This is a genomic window from Streptomyces anatolicus, from assembly GCF_019400875.1.
GTDB lineage: Bacteria > Actinomycetota > Actinomycetes > Streptomycetales > Streptomycetaceae > Streptomyces > Streptomyces anatolicus.
The window spans coordinates 1-16159 of sequence record NZ_WMBF01000118.1; the positions used below are offsets into that span (position 1 = coordinate 1).

Consider the following 16159-nt stretch of genomic DNA (forward strand, 5'->3'; position numbering starts at 1 on the left):
CGCCGCCACCGGGCCCGCCGCCCTCGCCGCCCCCGAGGCGGACGCGGACGTGGACGAGCTGGCCGCCCTCAAGCACGTACTGCGCCTCGCGCCCCGGCACGCCGTCCTCGCGCTCACCGCGAACGACGACTCCGAGCTGGGCGCCGAGGCCGTGCGCGTCGGCGCCCAGGACTACCTCCTCCGGGACGAGCTGGACGAACGGATCCTGAGCCGCGCCATCCGGTACGCGGTGGAGCGCAAGCGCGCCGATGTCGCCCAGCGCCAGCTGACCGAGTCGCGGCTGCGCGCCCAGGAGAACGCCCGCCTGGAGCGCGGCCTGCTGCCCACGCCGCTCCTGGACGGCTCGCCGTTGCGGTTCGCCGCCCGCTACCGCCCCGGCCGCTCCCGCGCGCTGCTCGGCGGCGACTTCTACGACACCGTGCGTACGCCCGACGGCTCCGTGCACGTCATGATCGGCGACGTCTGCGGCCACGGCCCCGACGAGGCCGCGCTCGGCGTGGAGCTGCGGATCGCCTGGCGCGCGCTGACCTTCGCGGGCCTGTGCGGCGACGAACTGCTCTCCACCCTCCAGAAGGTCCTGGAGCACGAGCGCGCGGACGACGAGATCTTCGCGACGCTCTGCACGGTCGACATCGCCCCCGACGGCCGCCGCGCCGGGCTCTGCCTGGCCGGACACCCGTCGCCGCTGATCGCGCGCGAGGGCCGCCTCGCCGAACTCCTGCCGTACGAGGACGGGGGCCCCGCCCTCGGCCTGCTGCCGCGCGCCCGCTGGCCGCGTCGGCAGGTGGAGCTGGGCGGGAAGTGGAGCCTGATGCTCTACACGGACGGCCTGATCGAGGGCCGGATCGGTCAGGGCAAGGAGCGCCTGGGCCAGGAGGGCATGGTGGAGATGGTCCGCCGCCAGATCGCCTCGGGCCTCCAGGGCGACGAACTGCTCGAAGCCGCCGTGAACGAGGTGCGGGACCTCAACGGCGGCGATCTCACGGACGACGTGGCGGTCCTGCTCCTGGACCGGGCGCCGGGCGGCGGCCGCTAGAACCACCCCGAGCGCTCGGAGCGGACCGGAGCCCGGCGGGACCGGAGCCCGGCGGGACCGGAGCCCCGGAGAAGGCTTACCGCCCGCCGTTGTACGGCCCGTACGGACCGTCGCTGCTGGAGCCGCCCCGGCGGCCGCCGCCACCGGTGATCTGCCGGAGCGCGGGCCGCACGTCCACCATGTAGACGATGGTGGCGATGAGGCCGATGATCGGCAGGAACGACAGGATGTTGAAGATCAGGTTCACCACGAAGGCGAGCCCGAGGATGATCAGCCAGAACGGCTTGGTCTTCTTGTCCGCGGCCCGATAAGCGTCCTCGCGCCGGACGGCGGCGTCGATGAGCGCGAATCCGCTGAACACGATCAGGGCCAGCGAAAGCAGCCACATGAAGTTCGCGAACCCCTGCATCAGCACAACGTCCACCACCAGTCTCGGCTCTTCATTACGCGGTCACGGTACCCCGCTACCCCGTCAACGGGGCGGACACTCCGCGAGTGCCCGCCCCGGTACTCCTACTTGGCGGGCGGCGTCTTCTTGGCGGCCGTCGTCGCCGTCTTACGGGCCGGCGCCTTCTTGGCAACGGGCTTCTTCGCGGGGGCGGTGGTCACGCCGGTGGGCTCGGAGGCCACGACGACCTTCGGCTCCGACGCGGCACCGACGGGCTTCGGGTCCGTCTCCGGCTCGGCGTCCGGCTCGACCGCCTCGGCCAGGTCGAGGATCTCCTCGGCGGCCTCGCCGCGCCAGGCCTTCACGGTCTGCTCGCCGTGCTCGGCGACCTCGTCGTACTTCTCGCGGGCCTTGACGGCCAGCTCGGCGGCGACGCCGACACCGCGCAGCGCGAGGTCCTGGGCGGTCTCGCCGAGCTTCTTCAGGTCGGTGTCGATGCTGCCGAGCACCTCGGTGACCTTGGCCTGGATCGTCTCCTGCGCCTCCTTGGCGCGGGCGGCGGCCTTGTCCTGGACGTCCTTGGGGTCGGTGTTGCGCACCGCCTCGAAGCGGGACGGCGCCTCGGCGATCAGCTGCTCGACGATGCCCGGCACCTTCTTCGCCTGCTGGAAGGCGAGGTCCGCGGACCCGGCGACGAAGTATGCGGGGGTGGTGTTGGTGAGGGTCTTGCGCAGGTCATCGGTGATGGCCATGACGATGGTCCTCCCGGAATCGCGTCAGCTGGTTCAGCTTGGGGGTGTCTGCTTCGGGCCGGCATCGCCGCCGTCGGCCGTGCGCGGGCCGTCGACGCCTTCGGTGTCCGTATCCGCATCCGCGTACGCCGCCTCATCCGCGTACGCCGCCTCATCCGCGTACGCCGCGCTCTCGAAGCCGTTCTCCTTGCGGAACGACTCGTAGATCTGCAACAGCACCTGCTTCTGGCGCTCGTTGATGGAGGGGTCGGCGAGGATGACGGCGCGCGTCTCCAGCTCGTCCCGCTCCTTCTCGTCGAGGATCCCGGCCCTTACGTACAGCGTCTCGGCGGAGATCCGCAGGGCCTTGGCGACCTGCTGCAACACCTCGGCGCTCGGCTTGCGCAGGCCGCGCTCGATCTGGCTCAGATACGGATTGGACACCCCGGCGGCATCGGCGAGCTGCCTGAGCGACAGCTGCGCGGTGCGCCGCTGCTCGCGCAGGTACTCGCCGAGATTGCCGACGTTCAGTGATGCCATGCCTCGATGGTGCGCCACCCTTGCTAACTTTTGCAAGCACCCGCTTGCAAAAGTGCGCCACGCCACTCGGTCGGGTACGGGCACCCGTTGACGTGCCTCGCTGAAGGTGAGCCAGTCTCGGTCTATCTGAACCGTCTGGTCGCTCGTCTCAGTCAACCTTGACCATCTGTCGATCTGTCTCGCTCTTCCTGACCCACTGCCGCACCGGGGTCCCTACGGTCTTCGTATCGGGTTGCGGCAGCGGGAGCTGGCCAAGCTCGCCGAACTACGCGAAGCAGGCGAGGAGGTGGGGCTGAGCACGCTGCGCCGGATGCGCTCTCGCTTCGAGCGCGAAGGGGTGGCGGGTTTAGTGGACGGTCGGCAGCGCAAGCCCGCCACCGGCACGAGCCGGGCCGATCCGCGGGTGGTCGAGGCGATCGAGAAGATCGTCAGCAGCAGGACCGACGAGCCGACCGTGTCCGCGCAGGTGCTGCAGCGCAAGGTCGAACGCCTGCTGGCTGCTGAGCACGGCAAGGGAGCGGTTCCGATGCCCTCCAGGGCGACGTTCTACCGCCTGTTGGAGGCAGTCTCGACCGGGCAACATCTGCTGGGCTCGGCCCGCACCCGCCGCTCGCTGGGCAAACAGCCGAAGCGGATGTTCGGGCAGCTGACGACAGCACGACCAGGTGAAGTGATGGAGATCGACTCCACGCGACTGGACGTATTGGTCGTCCACGACGACGGGACAGTGGACCGCTGCGAGCTGACCGGACTGGTCGATCTGGCAACGAGGACGCTGGCCGCGGTGGTGTTGCGGCCCTCGACGAAGGCGGTGGACGCCGCCTTGCTGCTGGCGCGGGCGATGACGCCCGAGGTGGGGCGGCCGGGCTGGTCGGGCGCGTTGCGCATGTCCCGGTCGGTGCTGCCCTATGCCTCGCTGCTGACGCTGGACGAACGGATGGCCAAGGCCGCCGCGAAGCCGGTGATCGTCCCGGAGATGGTGGTCAGTGACCGCGGGAAGGCGTTCGTCTCGGACAACTTCCGTAACGCCTGCCGCCACTTGGGGATCTCGTTCCAGCCCGCGCATCCGGACACCCCGACCGACAAGCCGCATATTGAACGGACCTTGGGCTCCGTGGCAACGATGTTCGCCCAGGATCTGCCCGGCTACACCGGCCGAAGTGCCGAGATGCGGGGCAGGGATCCGTCCGCACGAGCGGTTTGGTCCATCCACGAGCTCCAGGAACTGCTCCAGGAATGGGTCGTTTCGACATGGCAGGTCAGGCCGCACGGCGGGCTGCGGGACCCGTTGATGCCGGATCGCCTGTTGAGTCCGAACGAGAAGTACGCCGCGCTGGTGGCGGCGGCCGGATACGTGCCGGTCGCGCTGAGTCCGGAGGAGTACATCCAGCTCATGCCCCGCGAATGGAGGGTCATCGGTCCCGGAGGGGTGCGGATCAACAATCGTACTTACGATTCCCGCGACCTTGTCCCCTTTCGGCGCCAGCCCTCCGGGGCGGGTCCGGACGGGAGGCTCTGGGAGGTCCACTACGACCCTTATGACATCTCCTGCGTTTGGGTACGCAACCACCGTGGCACGGGCTGGATCACCGCAACCTGGCGCCATCTACGCACTTCGCCCGTCCCAATGGGTGAACTGGTCTTCGACCGGGCCCGTCAGGTGCTGGCCGAACGTGAACGGCGCAAGCCGGACGAGGAAGCGGTCGCTGAGGCTGCGCTCGAGTTGTTTGACCGGGCCGCTGACGGTCACGAAGAACGCCCTGTCCGACGGCGGAAAAGCTCGGGCCGAGCGGCCGAGCGGCGTGACCGCAAGGTCGTCGGCCGCACCCGTGCCACCAGCCAGCCGGCCTGGCCTCGTCCCGAGACGCCCGCCGCCTCGCAAGCGCTTTCCGGCCGAACGAGCTCAGGTCTCCGATGTCGCCAATGAGGGCGAGGAGTTGGCGAAAGTGGTGCCGCTGGGGATCTTCGACGCTCGTGAGGAGGCGAAAAGATGGTGGTGAGCCCTCCGGAGATGATCGCTCTGGGGCCGACAAAGACGAACGTGTGGAGCCGCCCACCACTCTCACTGGCTGGCGGCGGTTCGTGGAGAAGGACCCGCGCCCTTTCGACCTGCTGCCCCGTGCTCGATGGGAGTCGATGAACGACGAGGTACGCACCGACTACGACGAAGCTCGCATCGACTACCACTCAGAACTCCAAGTGGTACGCACAGCCACAGTTAAGGAAGTCGCTTACCAGGGACGCCTACTGACCCTGCTCAACCGACGCGAGCACGGAGCTCGCCGCGGCCTGATCATCTCTGGCGACCGCACCACGGGCAAGACCACTGCACTCCGACAGCTCGGGCGTCTTCACGAACTGCGCGTTCGGCAGAGATCCGGCGAAGGCCAACGCATCCCGGTGGTCTATGTCACCGCACCGCCGAAAGGATCACCCCGGAAGCTCGCCTTGGAGTTTGCCCGCTTCCTCAACACATCCCGACCATCACCCCACGCCACAACACCGCCGACATCACGCATTCCGTCTGTCAGGTGCTGACAGAAGCCCGCACGGATCTGGTGCTGGTCGACGAGATCCACCTCATGAACTTGGGCACGATTGCCGGGGAGAAGCTCTCCGACCATCTGAAGTACTTCACCGAGCACCTGCCGGCCACATCTACGCCGGCATCGACGTCGAACACTCCGGGCTGTTCACCGGCATCCGCGGCGGCCAGATCGCAGGCCGCTGCACCCTCCTGCACACCGGACCCTTCCCGCTGGGCCGTGAATGGGAAGGGCTGGTCGCGACCATGGAGGGAACCCTTCGCCTGCACAGGCACGCCCCCAACACATTGGCCAAGTTGCACAAATACCTCTACCAGCAGACCGGCGGCATGATCGGCAGCCTCTCCCACCTTGTCCGTGCCGCAGCCATCTCCGCGATCCTGGACGGCAGCGAAAGCATCACCCGGCGACAACTGCACGCCATCCACGTGGACCACGCCAGCGAGAGCGCCTACCGGACATCCGCATGATCGGGGTCACGGCCCCGGCCGGGCCGACACGACCACTTCCTCTGACCTCCCCGCCCTTTCCGAATGAGACTGTTTGGTCCTATGCCGCGCGGCTCGCGCTGCTCAACGGGGTTCCCCCGAAGCACGTGCTCCGCCGCTTCTACTCGGCGGAGAGGCCCCTGGACAGGCTGGATCTCCTCGCCGTTCGCAGCGGTCAGACACCAAAATCCCTGAGGAAGGCGCTGCCCGAGCTGACCACCGCCACGGCATGGCACCATCCGGGCTACCCGTTGATCAACCGGACCTGGGCCTGCGACTTCTGCGCGGCCGCACATACCGGAAAGACCAGCTGGCGAATCGAGATCTGGGGGCTCCGAGACCTCAACCAGCTCTGCGTCAAGCACCGCCGGTAGACAGGCAGTGGCACCGCCTACGACTCGTACTTTGAGCGAAGCGTCGAGATCCCTTCAACCGGTCAGTGCAGCGTTGCGCAAGCGCCCGAGATCGTTGAAGCTCAACGGCGCCTCCACCGGCTCTGCCGTCACAGCAGATACCGCAGGATCCTGCTGGCCTACGAAGAATGCTCCAAGTTCTGGCGCGACCTGACCAGACACGGTTACGCAGCAGACCGCACGGAGCGCAGACTCCGCTTGATCCATCCGGACGAGACCAGTCGGCACCGGCCATACCCATACGCCGAGGCCGCCGACTTCCCCGACGTCGTCCAGGTCGCCGCTCTCTTCGCTTCCTTCTACTGGCGAAAACAAGCCCTCGGAAGCCAGGGAGAGGTTCAGCGCTTCCGCCGAGAGTTCGACAGGCGACTACCCGCAGAGCGGAAGCTGAGGACAACCGCCATCCCATGGCTCCAAGAAGAGATCGTGCGACTTGCCCAACGGGTCGACGAGGCCGTCCGCCACCATGAGGCCAGCCTCGACGGGCTCGTAACCGCCCACCCGCACGACCAGTTCCCTCCCCTTCTCATCCGAAGGATCTTGAAGCGCTCCCCAGCACACGCACGGTGAACTGCCTCTGCCCTCACCTCTGGGACTGATCACCTCTGGGCGATCGACAGCAGCGGGAGCATGGCCAAGAATCCCGGGCGGGCAACTGAAGTCAGGAGTCGCCGCCCTCCGGCGCGCTCAGGGTCAGGATCTCGCCGAGCGCGATGTAGGTCTGCAGGAAAATGAAGCGGGCCTCATCGATGGTGACCTCGGCGTGAGTGCCTGCGGAGCACCGGGCGTAGAGATCGGACAGGGTCCGACGTAGACGGTCCCTGCGACTCTTGGATGCCCCGCAGGCGTGGGTATGGGCCTGGAGACGGTTCAGCACCTGCTGCGGTCCGACTTTCAGGTCGACCTCGTCCCCGATCTTGTACAGCTCGTCCCGGGCCGGGAACACGTAGTCCGCAGAGGAGTCGATCAACCGGCGGCAGGTGGTGAGGGCCTGGCTGACAGACTCGGGGTCGCCGTCCCGGAGGCGATCAGAGATGCGCTCGATCTTTTCGAGTGCAGTCCCGCTCGCCGCCGCCAATGACCCGTCGACCTTCTCCTGGGTATCCGCGAACAGACTCGCCTGGAGCTCGCTGAACAGGAGCTCGTGATAAATCTCGGTAACCATGTTGTAGACGGTCGCGACGACTTGCCCGCAGATTCCGATCCATGTGCCGAGGTTCGATGACGACTGGAGGATCCGCGAGTCATGGTCGCGCGACGCAGAGATGAGCATGTTGCCGGAGTAGTTGCCCCCGCCGCGCAGCGCGTCGATGGCCTGCCGGGCAGACTCGACATGACCCTCCACTTTCGCGATCGACACGGTATAGAAGGTGTTCTTCTCCTTGTCGGCCCAGCGGCCCGCCCGTCCGATCCACGTCCCCGCCGAGCCGTCGGTCGGATACCCGCTGCGCTCGAACCCGAGAAACTCCGTCAACTCGGTGTGGCCGACCAGTCGGGCGAGCCTGCTCGCCTTCAGGACGACCTCGGACGCCTTCAACCGCTTAAGCTCGATGTCGGCCAAGAGTTCGTCCGCAACGCGGATCGCTTCTTCCTGTCGCCCCATTGCTGACCGCCCGTCTGCTCGAACTTGGCTGGGTTGCAGTCGTACCACGTGAGTCCGACACATCTGTGCCGAATATTTCGGTGACCGCGACAGCCTCCGCACCATGGCAATCCACGGTCGGGTTCAGGCTGGCAGCGTGCAGCTTCCGCAAACCCACGGGGATCACAATCGCCCTGGTTCACCTTCACCGAGACGGGACTGACCTCAGCTGCGTCGGAGCCGATCATTAGGCTCCGCTCATGACCAGCAACCCCGGATTCACCTGCTCGTGCTGCGGCAGCCACCACGCCGAGCTACCGATGAACTATTCGGCTGTCGCCCCGTACGTCTGGGAACCGAGCTTCGCCGACTCTGCGGACTGCCTTCTCTCATCGGATCAGTGCGTGATCCAGGCACAGCACTACTTCGTCAAGGGTCTGGTCGAGATACCGATCATCGGCAGCGACGAGGTGTTCTCCTGGGCCGCATGGGTCTCCCTCAGCCGGGACAACTTCTCCCGGTCCGCAGACCTTTGGGACACCGCGGGACGGGAAACCGAGGAGCCGTACTTCGGGTGGCTGTCCACCGACCTCTTCCTCTACTCGCCCAGCACCATCAACTTGAAGACCCGCGTCCACACCCGCCCCATCGGACAGCGTCCCTTCATCGAGCTGGAGCCGACCGACCACCCTCTCGCAGTCGAACAGCGGACCGGCATCACTATGGAGCGCGTCCGTGCAATCGCCGAAGCCGTTCTCCATCCCACCGACAGCGAATCCAAGTGATGTCGAACGGGCTGCTGACCTAGCGTTCCGCCCATGACCACACCAGACGTCGGCACTGACGATGAGGTCGGCGTGACCATCCGCTGCCAGGACAACGCGTCCGTCGGCGTGACGTTCTGCGACCGGTTCAGCTTCGACGCAGACTCCGTGCACTATGCCGTCGAGCTGCGGGCCCCCGGTCTGACCGCTCGCGTCAACGAGGTCGTCGCCTGGATCTGGGACAGCGATCTCACCATCTTCCTGGACGAGCTCGCCGCCGACTACCGAGGATGGGCCGGCGAACGGAGCTGGCATACCCACGACCACGACCTGACAGTGTCGGCGGTCTTCCGGTCCGGCGGCCACGTCGGGCTGACCTGGGCCGTGCGGCCATGGCCTCAGGCCGCAGGCGGCTGGGGCGCCTCGGTGACCACCTGGCTGGAGGCCGGCGAGCAGATGACTTCTCTCGCGGCCGATGTCAGGGCCTTCCTCGCCGAGGGGCACCAGTGACATCCGACATGCGCATCACCTGGACGCTTGCGGGATCCGGGTGGGCCGACTGCACCCTTGAAGATCACCAGGCGAGAGTCGAGCTCACCGCGTCCTACATCACCAGTGCGCCCGAGGAGCTGCTGACCGCAGTGGCCCGGCTCCTCGCGGGCGAGCCGGAGACCCGTGCCCAGTTCGAGGCCGAGCCGACCGCCTACCGGTGGATCTTCTACCGCGAAGGCGCGGACATTTGGACCCGCGTGCTGGAACTGCGTCACGGCGGCGATCACGACAACAAGGGAACCGAGATCCGGTCCAGCCAGCTCGGCAACGACCAACTCGCCCGCACCGTGATCCGCTGCTTCGACGAGGTCGCGCAGACTTATGGCGAGAGCGGCTATCGAGGCAAGTGGGGCGAACACTTCCCACGAACCGAGCTCGAAGCCCTCAGACGCCTCTGGGGCACTCACCAGCACCCCCGAACGACGTAGCCGGGACAACAGACTGCTGAGGTTGAGTGAGACAAGTCAGCAGGTCAACTGTCACCGTTCAGCTCGGCGGACTCCCGTGCAGGCGAGGACTGCGTCGGCGTCGTCGGCGAGGAAGAGCATGAAGGCCCACGTCCGGTCCGGTGAGAAGATGCAGCCGATCCTGACCTGATTGGCTTCGAGCCGGGTGAGGATGTCGACGGTGGACGGCAGGGCGAGAGCCTCAGCACCTCGCTTGTTCGCCCGTCGGAGACGAGCCGCGTAGATGCTGGCAAGCTGCTGACTGGGAACGCGGCCGTCCCATACGACAAAGTCGCCTCCAGCGAGAAGCGCCTCCCTGGCGGCTTCGCAGGCCGTGGTCTGGTCGCCCAGCATCCCGGCGAGTTCCGCCCGGTCCATCTGTCCTCCTCCCGCCTGCTGTCCCGCTGTCCCGCTGTCCGCTCAGTCGTCGAAGCGGAGGCCGGGCCGGGTCCAGAGTGTGAGGTCACTGCTGGTGGCGACCGCCAGGGTCTGGCCGGAGGGAGAGAACCCGGCTGCGCGAAGTTCTGAGTACTCGGAGTGGAAGACGTGCCACCACGTCCCTCCCGCCGGGCCTTTGTGGGACCCGCCGTCGGCGGAGAGGATGACGCGGTCGTGGGGCCACTCGGGGCTGACGACGTCCAGGGTCCAACCGTCCGGCGTGGTGCTGTGCAGGCCGCCGCCGAAGAGTCCGGCTACGCGTACCGGGACGCCCGCGATTGGGCCGAGCCCAGGGCAGGTGAGGTCCGGGTGGGCGTCGGGGGTGCTCGTTTCCGGGTCAGGGTCCCGGTCGCGGTCGATCTTCTCGCCGGTGACCCCGTCGAAGAGTCCATGGCCGTCGCTGGACACGACCATGATGAGGTCGTGTCCGCTGTCGGGATGGACGGCGAATCCAACACCGAGAAGGCCCCCGATGGGAGTTCTGCAGTCCATCACCGGCTGCCACGGCTCGGGAGCCGGCATGACGGTGGCGGCGAGATAGCGCTCGCGCAGCTTCTGCTGGTAATCCGTGATCAAGTCGTCTCCTCGGTGTGATCCGCGTCGAGGGTCTCTCGCGCAGCGGCCCACGTCGACTCGAATTCTTGGCGGGTCATCTCGGCAGCGCCGTCCGCTTCTTGCCACCCGCGCAGGGCACCTTCCGCGAGGACGCCGTACTGCCGCTCGTAGGCGGCCATGGCCGCGAGGTCGCCACAGTCACGGATCTCGATGACCTCCGCCAGCGAAGCTGCGGTCACGGGCTGGCGCTGAGGTCCTTGCAGGTCGACCTGGCGCAGGGGCCCATTCCTCGCCGTCGAGCTCGACGTACGACCAGACATCGCTCTCGCCGTCGTAGGCGCGGATCCACAGCATCACGCTCACATGATCTCTTGGTGAGGAGAAGGCGTGTTCGGCGAGGCCCACGTGCCGACCGCTTCCCGTTAATGCACCTGCCACGCCGTCCGACTCGTTTATGCGAACGATCGCAGAGGAAACATCACGCTCAGTCTCGGCAGCTTGCGTGCTGCCTCGTCCTCGCGTCGCACGTCCCACCGCTGACCGAGCGGCCCCGAGCTGCCCTCTTCACCGCCTTGTTCGGCCTCGACATCCTCGTAAAACGCCTCGCTGCAGTCGTCATCGACACCGGTCAGGCTCCCGTACGCCTCCATCGCGACATAGTCGAGAGACTCCCACTCGGGCCAGTCGTCGTTCCACATCTCCCGCGGGCGTCCCACCAAACACTGGACCTCCGGAACGTCGGCCAGAGAGTCCGGATCAGCCAGTGCCCTGGAGAAGGCATCACGGCCGAGCCCCACCATCCACAGGCTGAAGTAGCAGAATCCGTCATCCGAACACCAGCCACCGAAGATCCGGTCCGCTGCCGACCACAGATCCCACGTGAACGCCTCGTGCGTCACCTCGTCCAAGCGCACCTGGAACTGCACGACCTCAGCCAGCGACCTTCGCGCCAATGCGCCACGCAGCCACGCGAGCCGCTCTTCCGGGCCCTGCGCCTGACCCCGGCACTCCTCGATGAGCTTCCAGAAGGAATCAATGTCCACAGCGGCACTGTGCCAGGCCCCTCTGACAGTGCAGGGTCGACGAACCATGTTCGAGGAGTGGAGAATCCGGAAATCATCATCAAGCTCACCTCGGATGAGGCGCTGGTCCTGTCGGACTGGCTGGAGCAGGTGCAGATGACGGACCTCAGTCGTCTCGTCGGCGATGCGGCGGTCTGGGCACCCCTTCACCGCGTTGCCGGAACGCTCGACAAGTCGCTATCGGGGATCTTTGCGGCGGACTATGCCGAACGTCTGGAGGCGGCCCGCAGCAGGCTTCGTCCAGACCTGGGCGACAGCACCATTGACGAGGAGGGTACGGACACATGAAGCCCCTCTCGGAGATGACTGAACGCGAGTACTTCGTCAGCGTCGGCCAACGTCCCGGCATGTTCGTCGGCAAGGCCTCCTTCCACATGCTGACCGCGTTCCTGACCGGTTATGACCAGCACGCTCTCCGGCACGGTGGGCCGGGCTCACCGGCTGGCACGACTGGCTCGTCGCCCGTCGCGGACGCGACTGCAACCACGCCTGGCCGGGCCAAATCCTCCACATCGCTCTCCCGAACGGCTGGGACGACTTGTGGAATCTTCCGCCTGAGGACGAACAGCAGGCGATCAAGGTCCTGTTCGAGCTCCTCGACGAGTTCGCTGCCGAGCGCGAAGCAGCGCAGGACTCACAGACCTCAGGTTGAGTGAGACGCCGCGCCGAACAGCGTCTTACTCAAGATGAACCACTGCCGGTCAACGCCTCGTCATGGTTCACCTCAACTGAGACGGGACAAGCTGGTCTCCGCTCTCGCAGCCGAGGCCGGTACGGCTGAGCCGTAGGCTGCCTGTCATGGCGCGATTCGATGAGGTCATGGCGACGTTCTGGGGTGACGGTGATTACGGCGTCCAGCCGCCTCTGACCGACGAGTTGGTGCGAGAAGCCGAGCATGTGCTCGGCGTGACGCTGCCATCGGCCCTGCTTGACCTTCTGCGGGTTCAGAACGGCGGCGGCGTGGCTGCTGATCACGGTGCGTTCCCCACAAACCGGCCGACCTCGTGGAGCGAAGACCACGTCCCCTTCGATGACCTGATGGGCATCGGGCGACGCGAGGGGATGACCTCGTTGCTCGACACCCCGTACTTGCTCAAGGAGTGGGGTACGCCGGCACCTCTTGTGCTGCTTTCCGGCGATGGGCACTGCTGGATCGGGCTCGACTACCGCAAGTGCGGACGAGACGGTGAGCCCTCCGTCACATGGTTCGAGACGGACCTCGACGCGGAGCTCGCCCTGGCTGATGACTTCCGCTCATTCGTCGAGGGCCTCACTGCGTGCAGCACGTACGGTGACGGCTCTGCCGGCGACTCCGTATCGACTGGATGAGCGCGGCGTCCTCCGCACCGCCTGACTCGGAGCTGGCCTTGCCTGAGACCGCTCACGAACAGTTTCGTCCCGGTAGAACCGACAGGGCCTAGCTCAGAGCTACCTCCTCGATCCAGATCCCTTTGGGAACGGAACCCATGATCGTATGGCTCAACGGCACCCACGGCGCCGGTAAGACGACGACCAGTTCGCTTGTGCGGCAACTGCTGCCCGATTCTCGGGTGTTCGACGCCGAGAAGGTCGGCGAGACGCTCATGGACATCACGCCGGCGCTGCCCTGGACGGGCAACTTCCAGCACTGGCCGCCTTGGCGGCCCCTCGTCGTCGAGACCGCTCGTCACGTGCTCGACTACACCGGCGGCACGCTCGTGATGCCCATGACCGTCCTGGTCGAGCAGTACTGGCGCGAGATCAGTACCGGGCTCGCCCAGCATGGGATTCCGGTGAGGCACTTCGTGCTTCACGCCGATCAGGAGACCCTTCGCGGGCGTATCGAAGGAGACACCGTCCTCGGGCCCTCCGCGTTCCGTCTCGCATACCTCGAGCCCTACGCCGAGGCGGCCCGGACCTGGCTGCACGATGCCGCCGAAGTCGTCGACACCACGCATCTCACGCCCGCCCAGGCCGCCCTTCAGATCGCCGAGGCCGTTAAGGGGTGAATCAGGCCGCCGCCGCCGCGCCGAACCATCGCGGCAAGTGATCGAGCAGGTCCCGCTGGTCCTCGCCGACCCACGCCACATGGCCGTCCGGGCGCAGCAGCACCGCCCGGACACCCAGGTCGTCCAGCGTGTCCAGCGTGTTCGGCTCGCCTGACTCCCTCAACTCCCCGCCCACCTCCACGACATGCTCGATACGGTCCTCCCAGCCCGCGACCGACAGCGTGCCCGTCCGGTCCAGGAGCAGGCCTCGGCCCGTACGCATCAGTTCGTAGAGGCGGCCCTGCTTCAGCTGTACGTCCCGCAGTCGGCGGCCGAGGAGTTCGTGGCCCTCGCCGAAGTCGTAGCGGACGTCGACCGCGGTGATCATCCCGGTGATGTACCGGTTGACCTCCTCGAAGTCCATCAGCTTCGAGAACAGCTCCCGCAGCGCGGTCGCGCCCGGATCGTTGCCGAGCAGCGTGATCTGCGCCCGCGTGTTGGCGAGTACGGCGGCCCCCACCGGGTGCCGCTCGGCGTGGTAGGTGTCCAGGAGCCCTTCCGGCGCCCAGCCGTTGACCGCGGCGGCCAGCTTCCAGCCGAGGTTGAACGCGTCCTGCACACCGAGGTTGAGGCCCTGCCCGCCGGTCGGCGGGTGGATGTGCGCCGCGTCGCCCGCCAGCATCACCCGGCCGACGCGGTACCGCTCGGCCTGCCGGGTCGCGTCGCCGAACCGGGAGAGCCAGCGCGGAGAACGCGCGCCGAAGTCCGTGCCCGCCCAGGCCCGCAACCGCTCCTTGAACTCGTCCAGCGTCGGCGCCGCACGGTCCTCGGAGACACCGTCGGCGGGCACGATGACGCGGTACCACCCGTCCCCAAGAGGGTGCGCGCCGAACCGCAGTTGGGTCTTGTTGACCTCCGCCACGGCGGCGGCGATCGCCTCCGGCGCCTCGGTCAGCTCCATCTCGCCCAGCATCGTCTCGACCTTGGCGGGCTCCCCGGGAAAGTCCACCCCGAGCTGCTTGCGCACCATGCTGCGCCCGCCGTCGCACCCGACGAGATAGCGCGCCCGCAGCCGCGTGCCGTCCGCCAGCTCGACATCCACCCCGTCCTCGTCCTGGCTCAGCCCGATCACTTCGGTGCCGCGCCGGATCTCCGTACCGACGGCGACGGCGTGCTCGTCGAGGATCCGCTCGGTGACCGGCTGCGGGGCGGCGACGCCGTACGTATGCGCCGTGTCCAGCCCTTCCGGCCACGGCTTGGCCACACCGCCGAAGAGGCCCCCGACCTGGAACTTCTCGCTGACGGCAAGGAACTGGTCCAGCAGGCCGCGCTGGTCCATCAGCTCCACGCTGCGCGCGTGCAGGCCCTGCCCGCGGGACTGCCCCGTCTGCTCGGTCAGCTTCTCCAGCACGACCACCCGCACGCCGTGCAGCCGCAACTCGCCGGCGAGCATCAAACCGGTCGGTCCGCCGCCGACCACGATTACGTCAATCATCACTACGCCCATTCAACGAGTTCGCCATTTATGCAGGTCCTGGCCTTGGCCGGTCATTCTGCGGCACCCCGGGGGCCTTGCCGCAAGCCCCCCTGTGCGCTATAAGTTGAAAGTGGCAAGGAGCGGAAAACCTCCTTGCCTTCGTCATGTGTGTAGCGTTTTCCGTGTGGTGTCCCTCCCCGATCTCGTCCGGCTGCGGCAGGCCCGCGACCGGATGGACCGTGACTACGCGCAGCCGCTGGACGTCCCCGCTCTCGCGCGCGGCGCCCTCATGTCCCCGGGGCACTTCTCCCGCAGTTTCCGTGCCGCCTACGGCCAGACGCCGTACAGCTACCTCATGACCCGCCGCATCGAGCGGGCCAAGGCGCTGCTCCGGCGGGGCGATCTGAGCGTCACCGAGGTGTGCATGGCGGTGGGCTGTACGTCACTGGGGTCCTTCAGCTCGCGGTTCACCGAGCTGGTCGGGGAGAGCCCGAGCGCGTACCGGGCCCGCGATCATGGAACGGGCGCCGGGATCCCGGCCTGCCTCGCCAAGATCTACACCCGGCCGGTCAGGAACGGAGAAGCGAAACCCCCTGAGTCTGCCTAGCGTGGTCGGCATGGAAATCAACCTCGCACAGTGCTTCATCGCCGTCGACGACCACGACAAGGCGCTCGGCTTCTACCGCGACGTACTCGGCCTGGAGGTGCGCAACGACGTCGGGTTCGAGGGCATGCGCTGGGTGACCCTCGGCTCGCCCACGCAGCCCGGCGTGGAGATCGTCCTCGAACCCCCGCTCGCCGACCCGAACGCCACGGAGTCCGACCGGCAGGCGATGGCCGAACTGATGGCCAAGGGTCATCTGCGCGGTGTCATCTTCCGGACCGATGACGTCGACGCCATGTTCGAGCGGATCCGCGCGGCGGGCGGTGACGTCCTCCAGGAGCCGATGGACCAGCCGTACGGCGTACGGGACTGCGCCTTCCGCGATCCCGCCGGGAACATGATCCGCTTCAACCAGCCTCGCTGACAGCTCCTGTTGAACAGGCTTGTTGACAGCTCTTGTTGACCTTCACCCTGGGTGAGGCCGCAGCATCGGTGGGGCCGGGCGAACAGCCCGGTGCCGGGCAACGTGCCCGGCACGAGGAGGCAGGGG

Annotated in this window: 22 protein-coding genes; 13 read left to right on the forward strand and 9 right to left on the reverse strand. The window is 67.2% G+C overall.

Annotated features, from left to right (window positions below):
- The coding region (locus GKQ77_RS13590) for a PP2C family protein-serine/threonine phosphatase (protein ID WP_219688984.1) at positions 1-1036 on the forward strand (1036 nt) is incomplete at its 5' end.
- 76 nt (positions 1037-1112) lie between these two features.
- On the opposite strand, the gene GKQ77_RS13595 is transcribed toward GKQ77_RS13590, so the two are convergent.
- From GKQ77_RS13595 to GKQ77_RS13605, 3 genes are all read right to left on the reverse strand, one after another.
- Positions 1113-1445, reverse strand: coding sequence for a DUF2516 family protein (locus GKQ77_RS13595; protein ID WP_206302746.1), 333 nt, complete (start codon positions 1443-1445; stop codon positions 1113-1115).
- 104 nt (positions 1446-1549) lie between these two features.
- Positions 1550-2176: a hypothetical protein gene (locus tag GKQ77_RS13600; RefSeq protein WP_219688985.1), complete on the reverse strand. Its 627-nt coding sequence runs from the start codon at positions 2174-2176 to the stop codon at positions 1550-1552.
- 33 nt (positions 2177-2209) lie between these two features.
- Positions 2210-2695: a helix-turn-helix domain-containing protein gene (locus GKQ77_RS13605; RefSeq protein ID WP_219688986.1), complete on the reverse strand. Its 486-nt coding sequence runs from the start codon at positions 2693-2695 to the stop codon at positions 2210-2212.
- Positions 2696-2927: 232 nt separating this feature from the next.
- Here GKQ77_RS13605 and GKQ77_RS13610 point away from each other — a divergent pair, with 232 nt between their 5' ends.
- The 4 genes from GKQ77_RS13610 (at position 2928) to GKQ77_RS34130 (ending at position 6103) form a co-directional block, all read left to right on the forward strand.
- The gene (locus GKQ77_RS13610) at positions 2928-4622 is read left to right on the forward strand and encodes a TnsB C-terminal domain-containing protein (protein ID WP_258021275.1); all 1695 of its coding nucleotides are present in this window, start codon (positions 2928-2930) and stop codon (positions 4620-4622) included.
- A 209-nt stretch (positions 4623-4831) separates the two neighbouring features.
- Positions 4832-5233, forward strand: coding sequence for a TniB family NTP-binding protein (locus GKQ77_RS33325; RefSeq protein WP_258021276.1), 402 nt, complete (start codon positions 4832-4834; stop codon positions 5231-5233).
- 304 nt (positions 5234-5537) lie between these two features.
- Positions 5538-5711 (forward strand): hypothetical protein, encoded by a 174-nt coding sequence (locus GKQ77_RS33330; protein ID WP_258021277.1) that lies wholly within the window; start codon positions 5538-5540, stop codon positions 5709-5711.
- On the forward strand, positions 5708-6103 hold the full coding sequence (locus GKQ77_RS34130; protein WP_219688987.1) for a TniQ family protein: 396 nt from the start codon (positions 5708-5710) through the stop codon (positions 6101-6103). Before GKQ77_RS33330 ends, GKQ77_RS34130 begins: the two co-directional genes overlap by 4 nt.
- Before the next feature lie 700 nt (positions 6104-6803).
- On the opposite strand, the gene GKQ77_RS13625 is transcribed toward GKQ77_RS34130, so the two are convergent.
- Positions 6804-7703 carry an AbiTii domain-containing protein gene (locus GKQ77_RS13625; protein WP_258021278.1) on the reverse strand — a complete coding sequence of 300 codons (900 nt, stop codon included), beginning with the start codon at positions 7701-7703 and terminating at the stop codon, positions 6804-6806.
- Between the two features lie 341 nt (positions 7704-8044).
- Between GKQ77_RS13625 and GKQ77_RS13630 the strand changes: the two genes are divergently transcribed.
- From GKQ77_RS13630 to GKQ77_RS13640, 3 genes are read left to right on the forward strand one after another with little or no spacing between them, the layout of a single operon-like run.
- Positions 8045-8509 (forward strand): DUF2199 domain-containing protein, encoded by a 465-nt coding sequence (locus GKQ77_RS13630; RefSeq protein WP_258021281.1) that lies wholly within the window; start codon positions 8045-8047, stop codon positions 8507-8509.
- A 33-nt stretch (positions 8510-8542) separates the two neighbouring features.
- Positions 8543-8998, forward strand: a complete 456-nt coding sequence (locus tag GKQ77_RS13635) for a DUF6228 family protein (protein ID WP_219688990.1) — start codon at positions 8543-8545, stop codon at positions 8996-8998.
- Positions 8995-9468: a hypothetical protein gene (locus tag GKQ77_RS13640; RefSeq protein WP_219688991.1), complete on the forward strand. Its 474-nt coding sequence runs from the start codon at positions 8995-8997 to the stop codon at positions 9466-9468. Before GKQ77_RS13635 ends, GKQ77_RS13640 begins: the two co-directional genes overlap by 4 nt.
- A gap of 51 nt (positions 9469-9519) precedes the next feature.
- Here GKQ77_RS13640 and GKQ77_RS13645 read toward each other — a convergent pair whose 3' ends face one another.
- The 4 genes from GKQ77_RS13645 to GKQ77_RS13660 all read right to left on the reverse strand — a co-directional run bounded on the left by GKQ77_RS13645 (position 9520) and on the right by GKQ77_RS13660 (position 11522).
- A complete protein-coding gene (locus tag GKQ77_RS13645; protein WP_219688992.1) occupies positions 9520-9864 on the reverse strand; it encodes a hypothetical protein in 345 nt (114 codons plus the stop codon).
- A gap of 42 nt (positions 9865-9906) precedes the next feature.
- Positions 9907-10500, reverse strand: a complete 594-nt coding sequence (locus GKQ77_RS13650) for a hypothetical protein (RefSeq protein ID WP_219688993.1) — start codon at positions 10498-10500, stop codon at positions 9907-9909.
- The gene (locus GKQ77_RS13655) at positions 10497-10718 is read right to left on the reverse strand and encodes a hypothetical protein (protein WP_258021279.1); all 222 of its coding nucleotides are present in this window, start codon (positions 10716-10718) and stop codon (positions 10497-10499) included. Before GKQ77_RS13655 ends, GKQ77_RS13650 begins: the two co-directional genes overlap by 4 nt.
- Before the next feature lie 213 nt (positions 10719-10931).
- Positions 10932-11522 (reverse strand): DUF4240 domain-containing protein, encoded by a 591-nt coding sequence (locus GKQ77_RS13660; RefSeq protein WP_219688994.1) that lies wholly within the window; start codon positions 11520-11522, stop codon positions 10932-10934.
- A gap of 57 nt (positions 11523-11579) precedes the next feature.
- Here GKQ77_RS13660 and GKQ77_RS13665 point away from each other — a divergent pair, with 57 nt between their 5' ends.
- The 3 genes from GKQ77_RS13665 to GKQ77_RS13675 all read left to right on the forward strand — a co-directional run bounded on the left by GKQ77_RS13665 (position 11580) and on the right by GKQ77_RS13675 (position 13549).
- Entirely contained in the window at positions 11580-11849 is a 270-nt protein-coding gene (locus GKQ77_RS13665) for a hypothetical protein (RefSeq protein ID WP_219688995.1), read from the forward strand.
- Between the two features lie 510 nt (positions 11850-12359).
- Positions 12360-12890, forward strand: a complete 531-nt coding sequence (locus GKQ77_RS13670) for an SMI1/KNR4 family protein (RefSeq protein ID WP_219688996.1) — start codon at positions 12360-12362, stop codon at positions 12888-12890.
- Positions 12891-13027: 137 nt separating this feature from the next.
- Positions 13028-13549 carry a P-loop nucleotide/nucleoside kinase family protein gene (locus tag GKQ77_RS13675; protein WP_219688997.1) on the forward strand — a complete coding sequence of 174 codons (522 nt, stop codon included), beginning with the start codon at positions 13028-13030 and terminating at the stop codon, positions 13547-13549.
- Position 13550: 1 nt separating this feature from the next.
- On the opposite strand, the gene rox is transcribed toward GKQ77_RS13675, so the two are convergent.
- A complete protein-coding gene (gene rox, locus GKQ77_RS13680; RefSeq protein ID WP_219688998.1) occupies positions 13551-15023 on the reverse strand; it encodes a rifampin monooxygenase in 1473 nt (490 codons plus the stop codon).
- 169 nt (positions 15024-15192) lie between these two features.
- Between rox and GKQ77_RS13685 the strand changes: the two genes are divergently transcribed.
- Both GKQ77_RS13685 and GKQ77_RS13690 read left to right on the forward strand, forming a co-directional pair.
- Positions 15193-15612: a helix-turn-helix transcriptional regulator gene (locus GKQ77_RS13685; RefSeq protein ID WP_219689000.1), complete on the forward strand. Its 420-nt coding sequence runs from the start codon at positions 15193-15195 to the stop codon at positions 15610-15612.
- 10 nt (positions 15613-15622) lie between these two features.
- A complete protein-coding gene (locus GKQ77_RS13690; protein ID WP_219688999.1) occupies positions 15623-16033 on the forward strand; it encodes a VOC family protein in 411 nt (136 codons plus the stop codon).
- Positions 16034-16159 lie beyond the last annotated feature (126 nt).

What these genes read in the sequence shown, in the direction of transcription:
- GKQ77_RS13600 (WP_219688985.1), bottom strand. Translation starts at nt 2,176, where the DNA reads ATGGCCATCACCGATGACCTGCGCAAGACCCTCACCAACACCACCCCC.
- rox (WP_219688998.1), bottom strand. Translation starts at nt 15,023, where the DNA reads ATGATTGACGTAATCGTGGTCGGCGGCGGACCGACCGGTTTGATGCTC.
- GKQ77_RS13630 (WP_258021281.1), top strand. Translation starts at nt 8,045, where the DNA reads ATGAACTATTCGGCTGTCGCCCCGTACGTCTGGGAACCGAGCTTCGCC.
- GKQ77_RS13670 (WP_219688996.1), top strand. Translation starts at nt 12,360, where the DNA reads ATGGCGCGATTCGATGAGGTCATGGCGACGTTCTGGGGTGACGGTGAT.
- GKQ77_RS13690 (WP_219688999.1), top strand. Translation starts at nt 15,623, where the DNA reads ATGGAAATCAACCTCGCACAGTGCTTCATCGCCGTCGACGACCACGAC.
- GKQ77_RS13605 (WP_219688986.1), bottom strand. Translation starts at nt 2,695, where the DNA reads ATGGCATCACTGAACGTCGGCAATCTCGGCGAGTACCTGCGCGAGCAG.
- GKQ77_RS13645 (WP_219688992.1), bottom strand. Translation starts at nt 9,864, where the DNA reads ATGGACCGGGCGGAACTCGCCGGGATGCTGGGCGACCAGACCACGGCC.
- GKQ77_RS13675 (WP_219688997.1), top strand. Translation starts at nt 13,028, where the DNA reads ATGATCGTATGGCTCAACGGCACCCACGGCGCCGGTAAGACGACGACC.
- GKQ77_RS13635 (WP_219688990.1), top strand. Translation starts at nt 8,543, where the DNA reads ATGACCACACCAGACGTCGGCACTGACGATGAGGTCGGCGTGACCATC.
- GKQ77_RS13595 (WP_206302746.1), bottom strand. Translation starts at nt 1,445, where the DNA reads ATGCAGGGGTTCGCGAACTTCATGTGGCTGCTTTCGCTGGCCCTGATC.
- GKQ77_RS34130 (WP_219688987.1), top strand. Translation starts at nt 5,708, where the DNA reads ATGATCGGGGTCACGGCCCCGGCCGGGCCGACACGACCACTTCCTCTG.
- GKQ77_RS33325 (WP_258021276.1), top strand. Translation starts at nt 4,832, where the DNA reads ATGAACGACGAGGTACGCACCGACTACGACGAAGCTCGCATCGACTAC.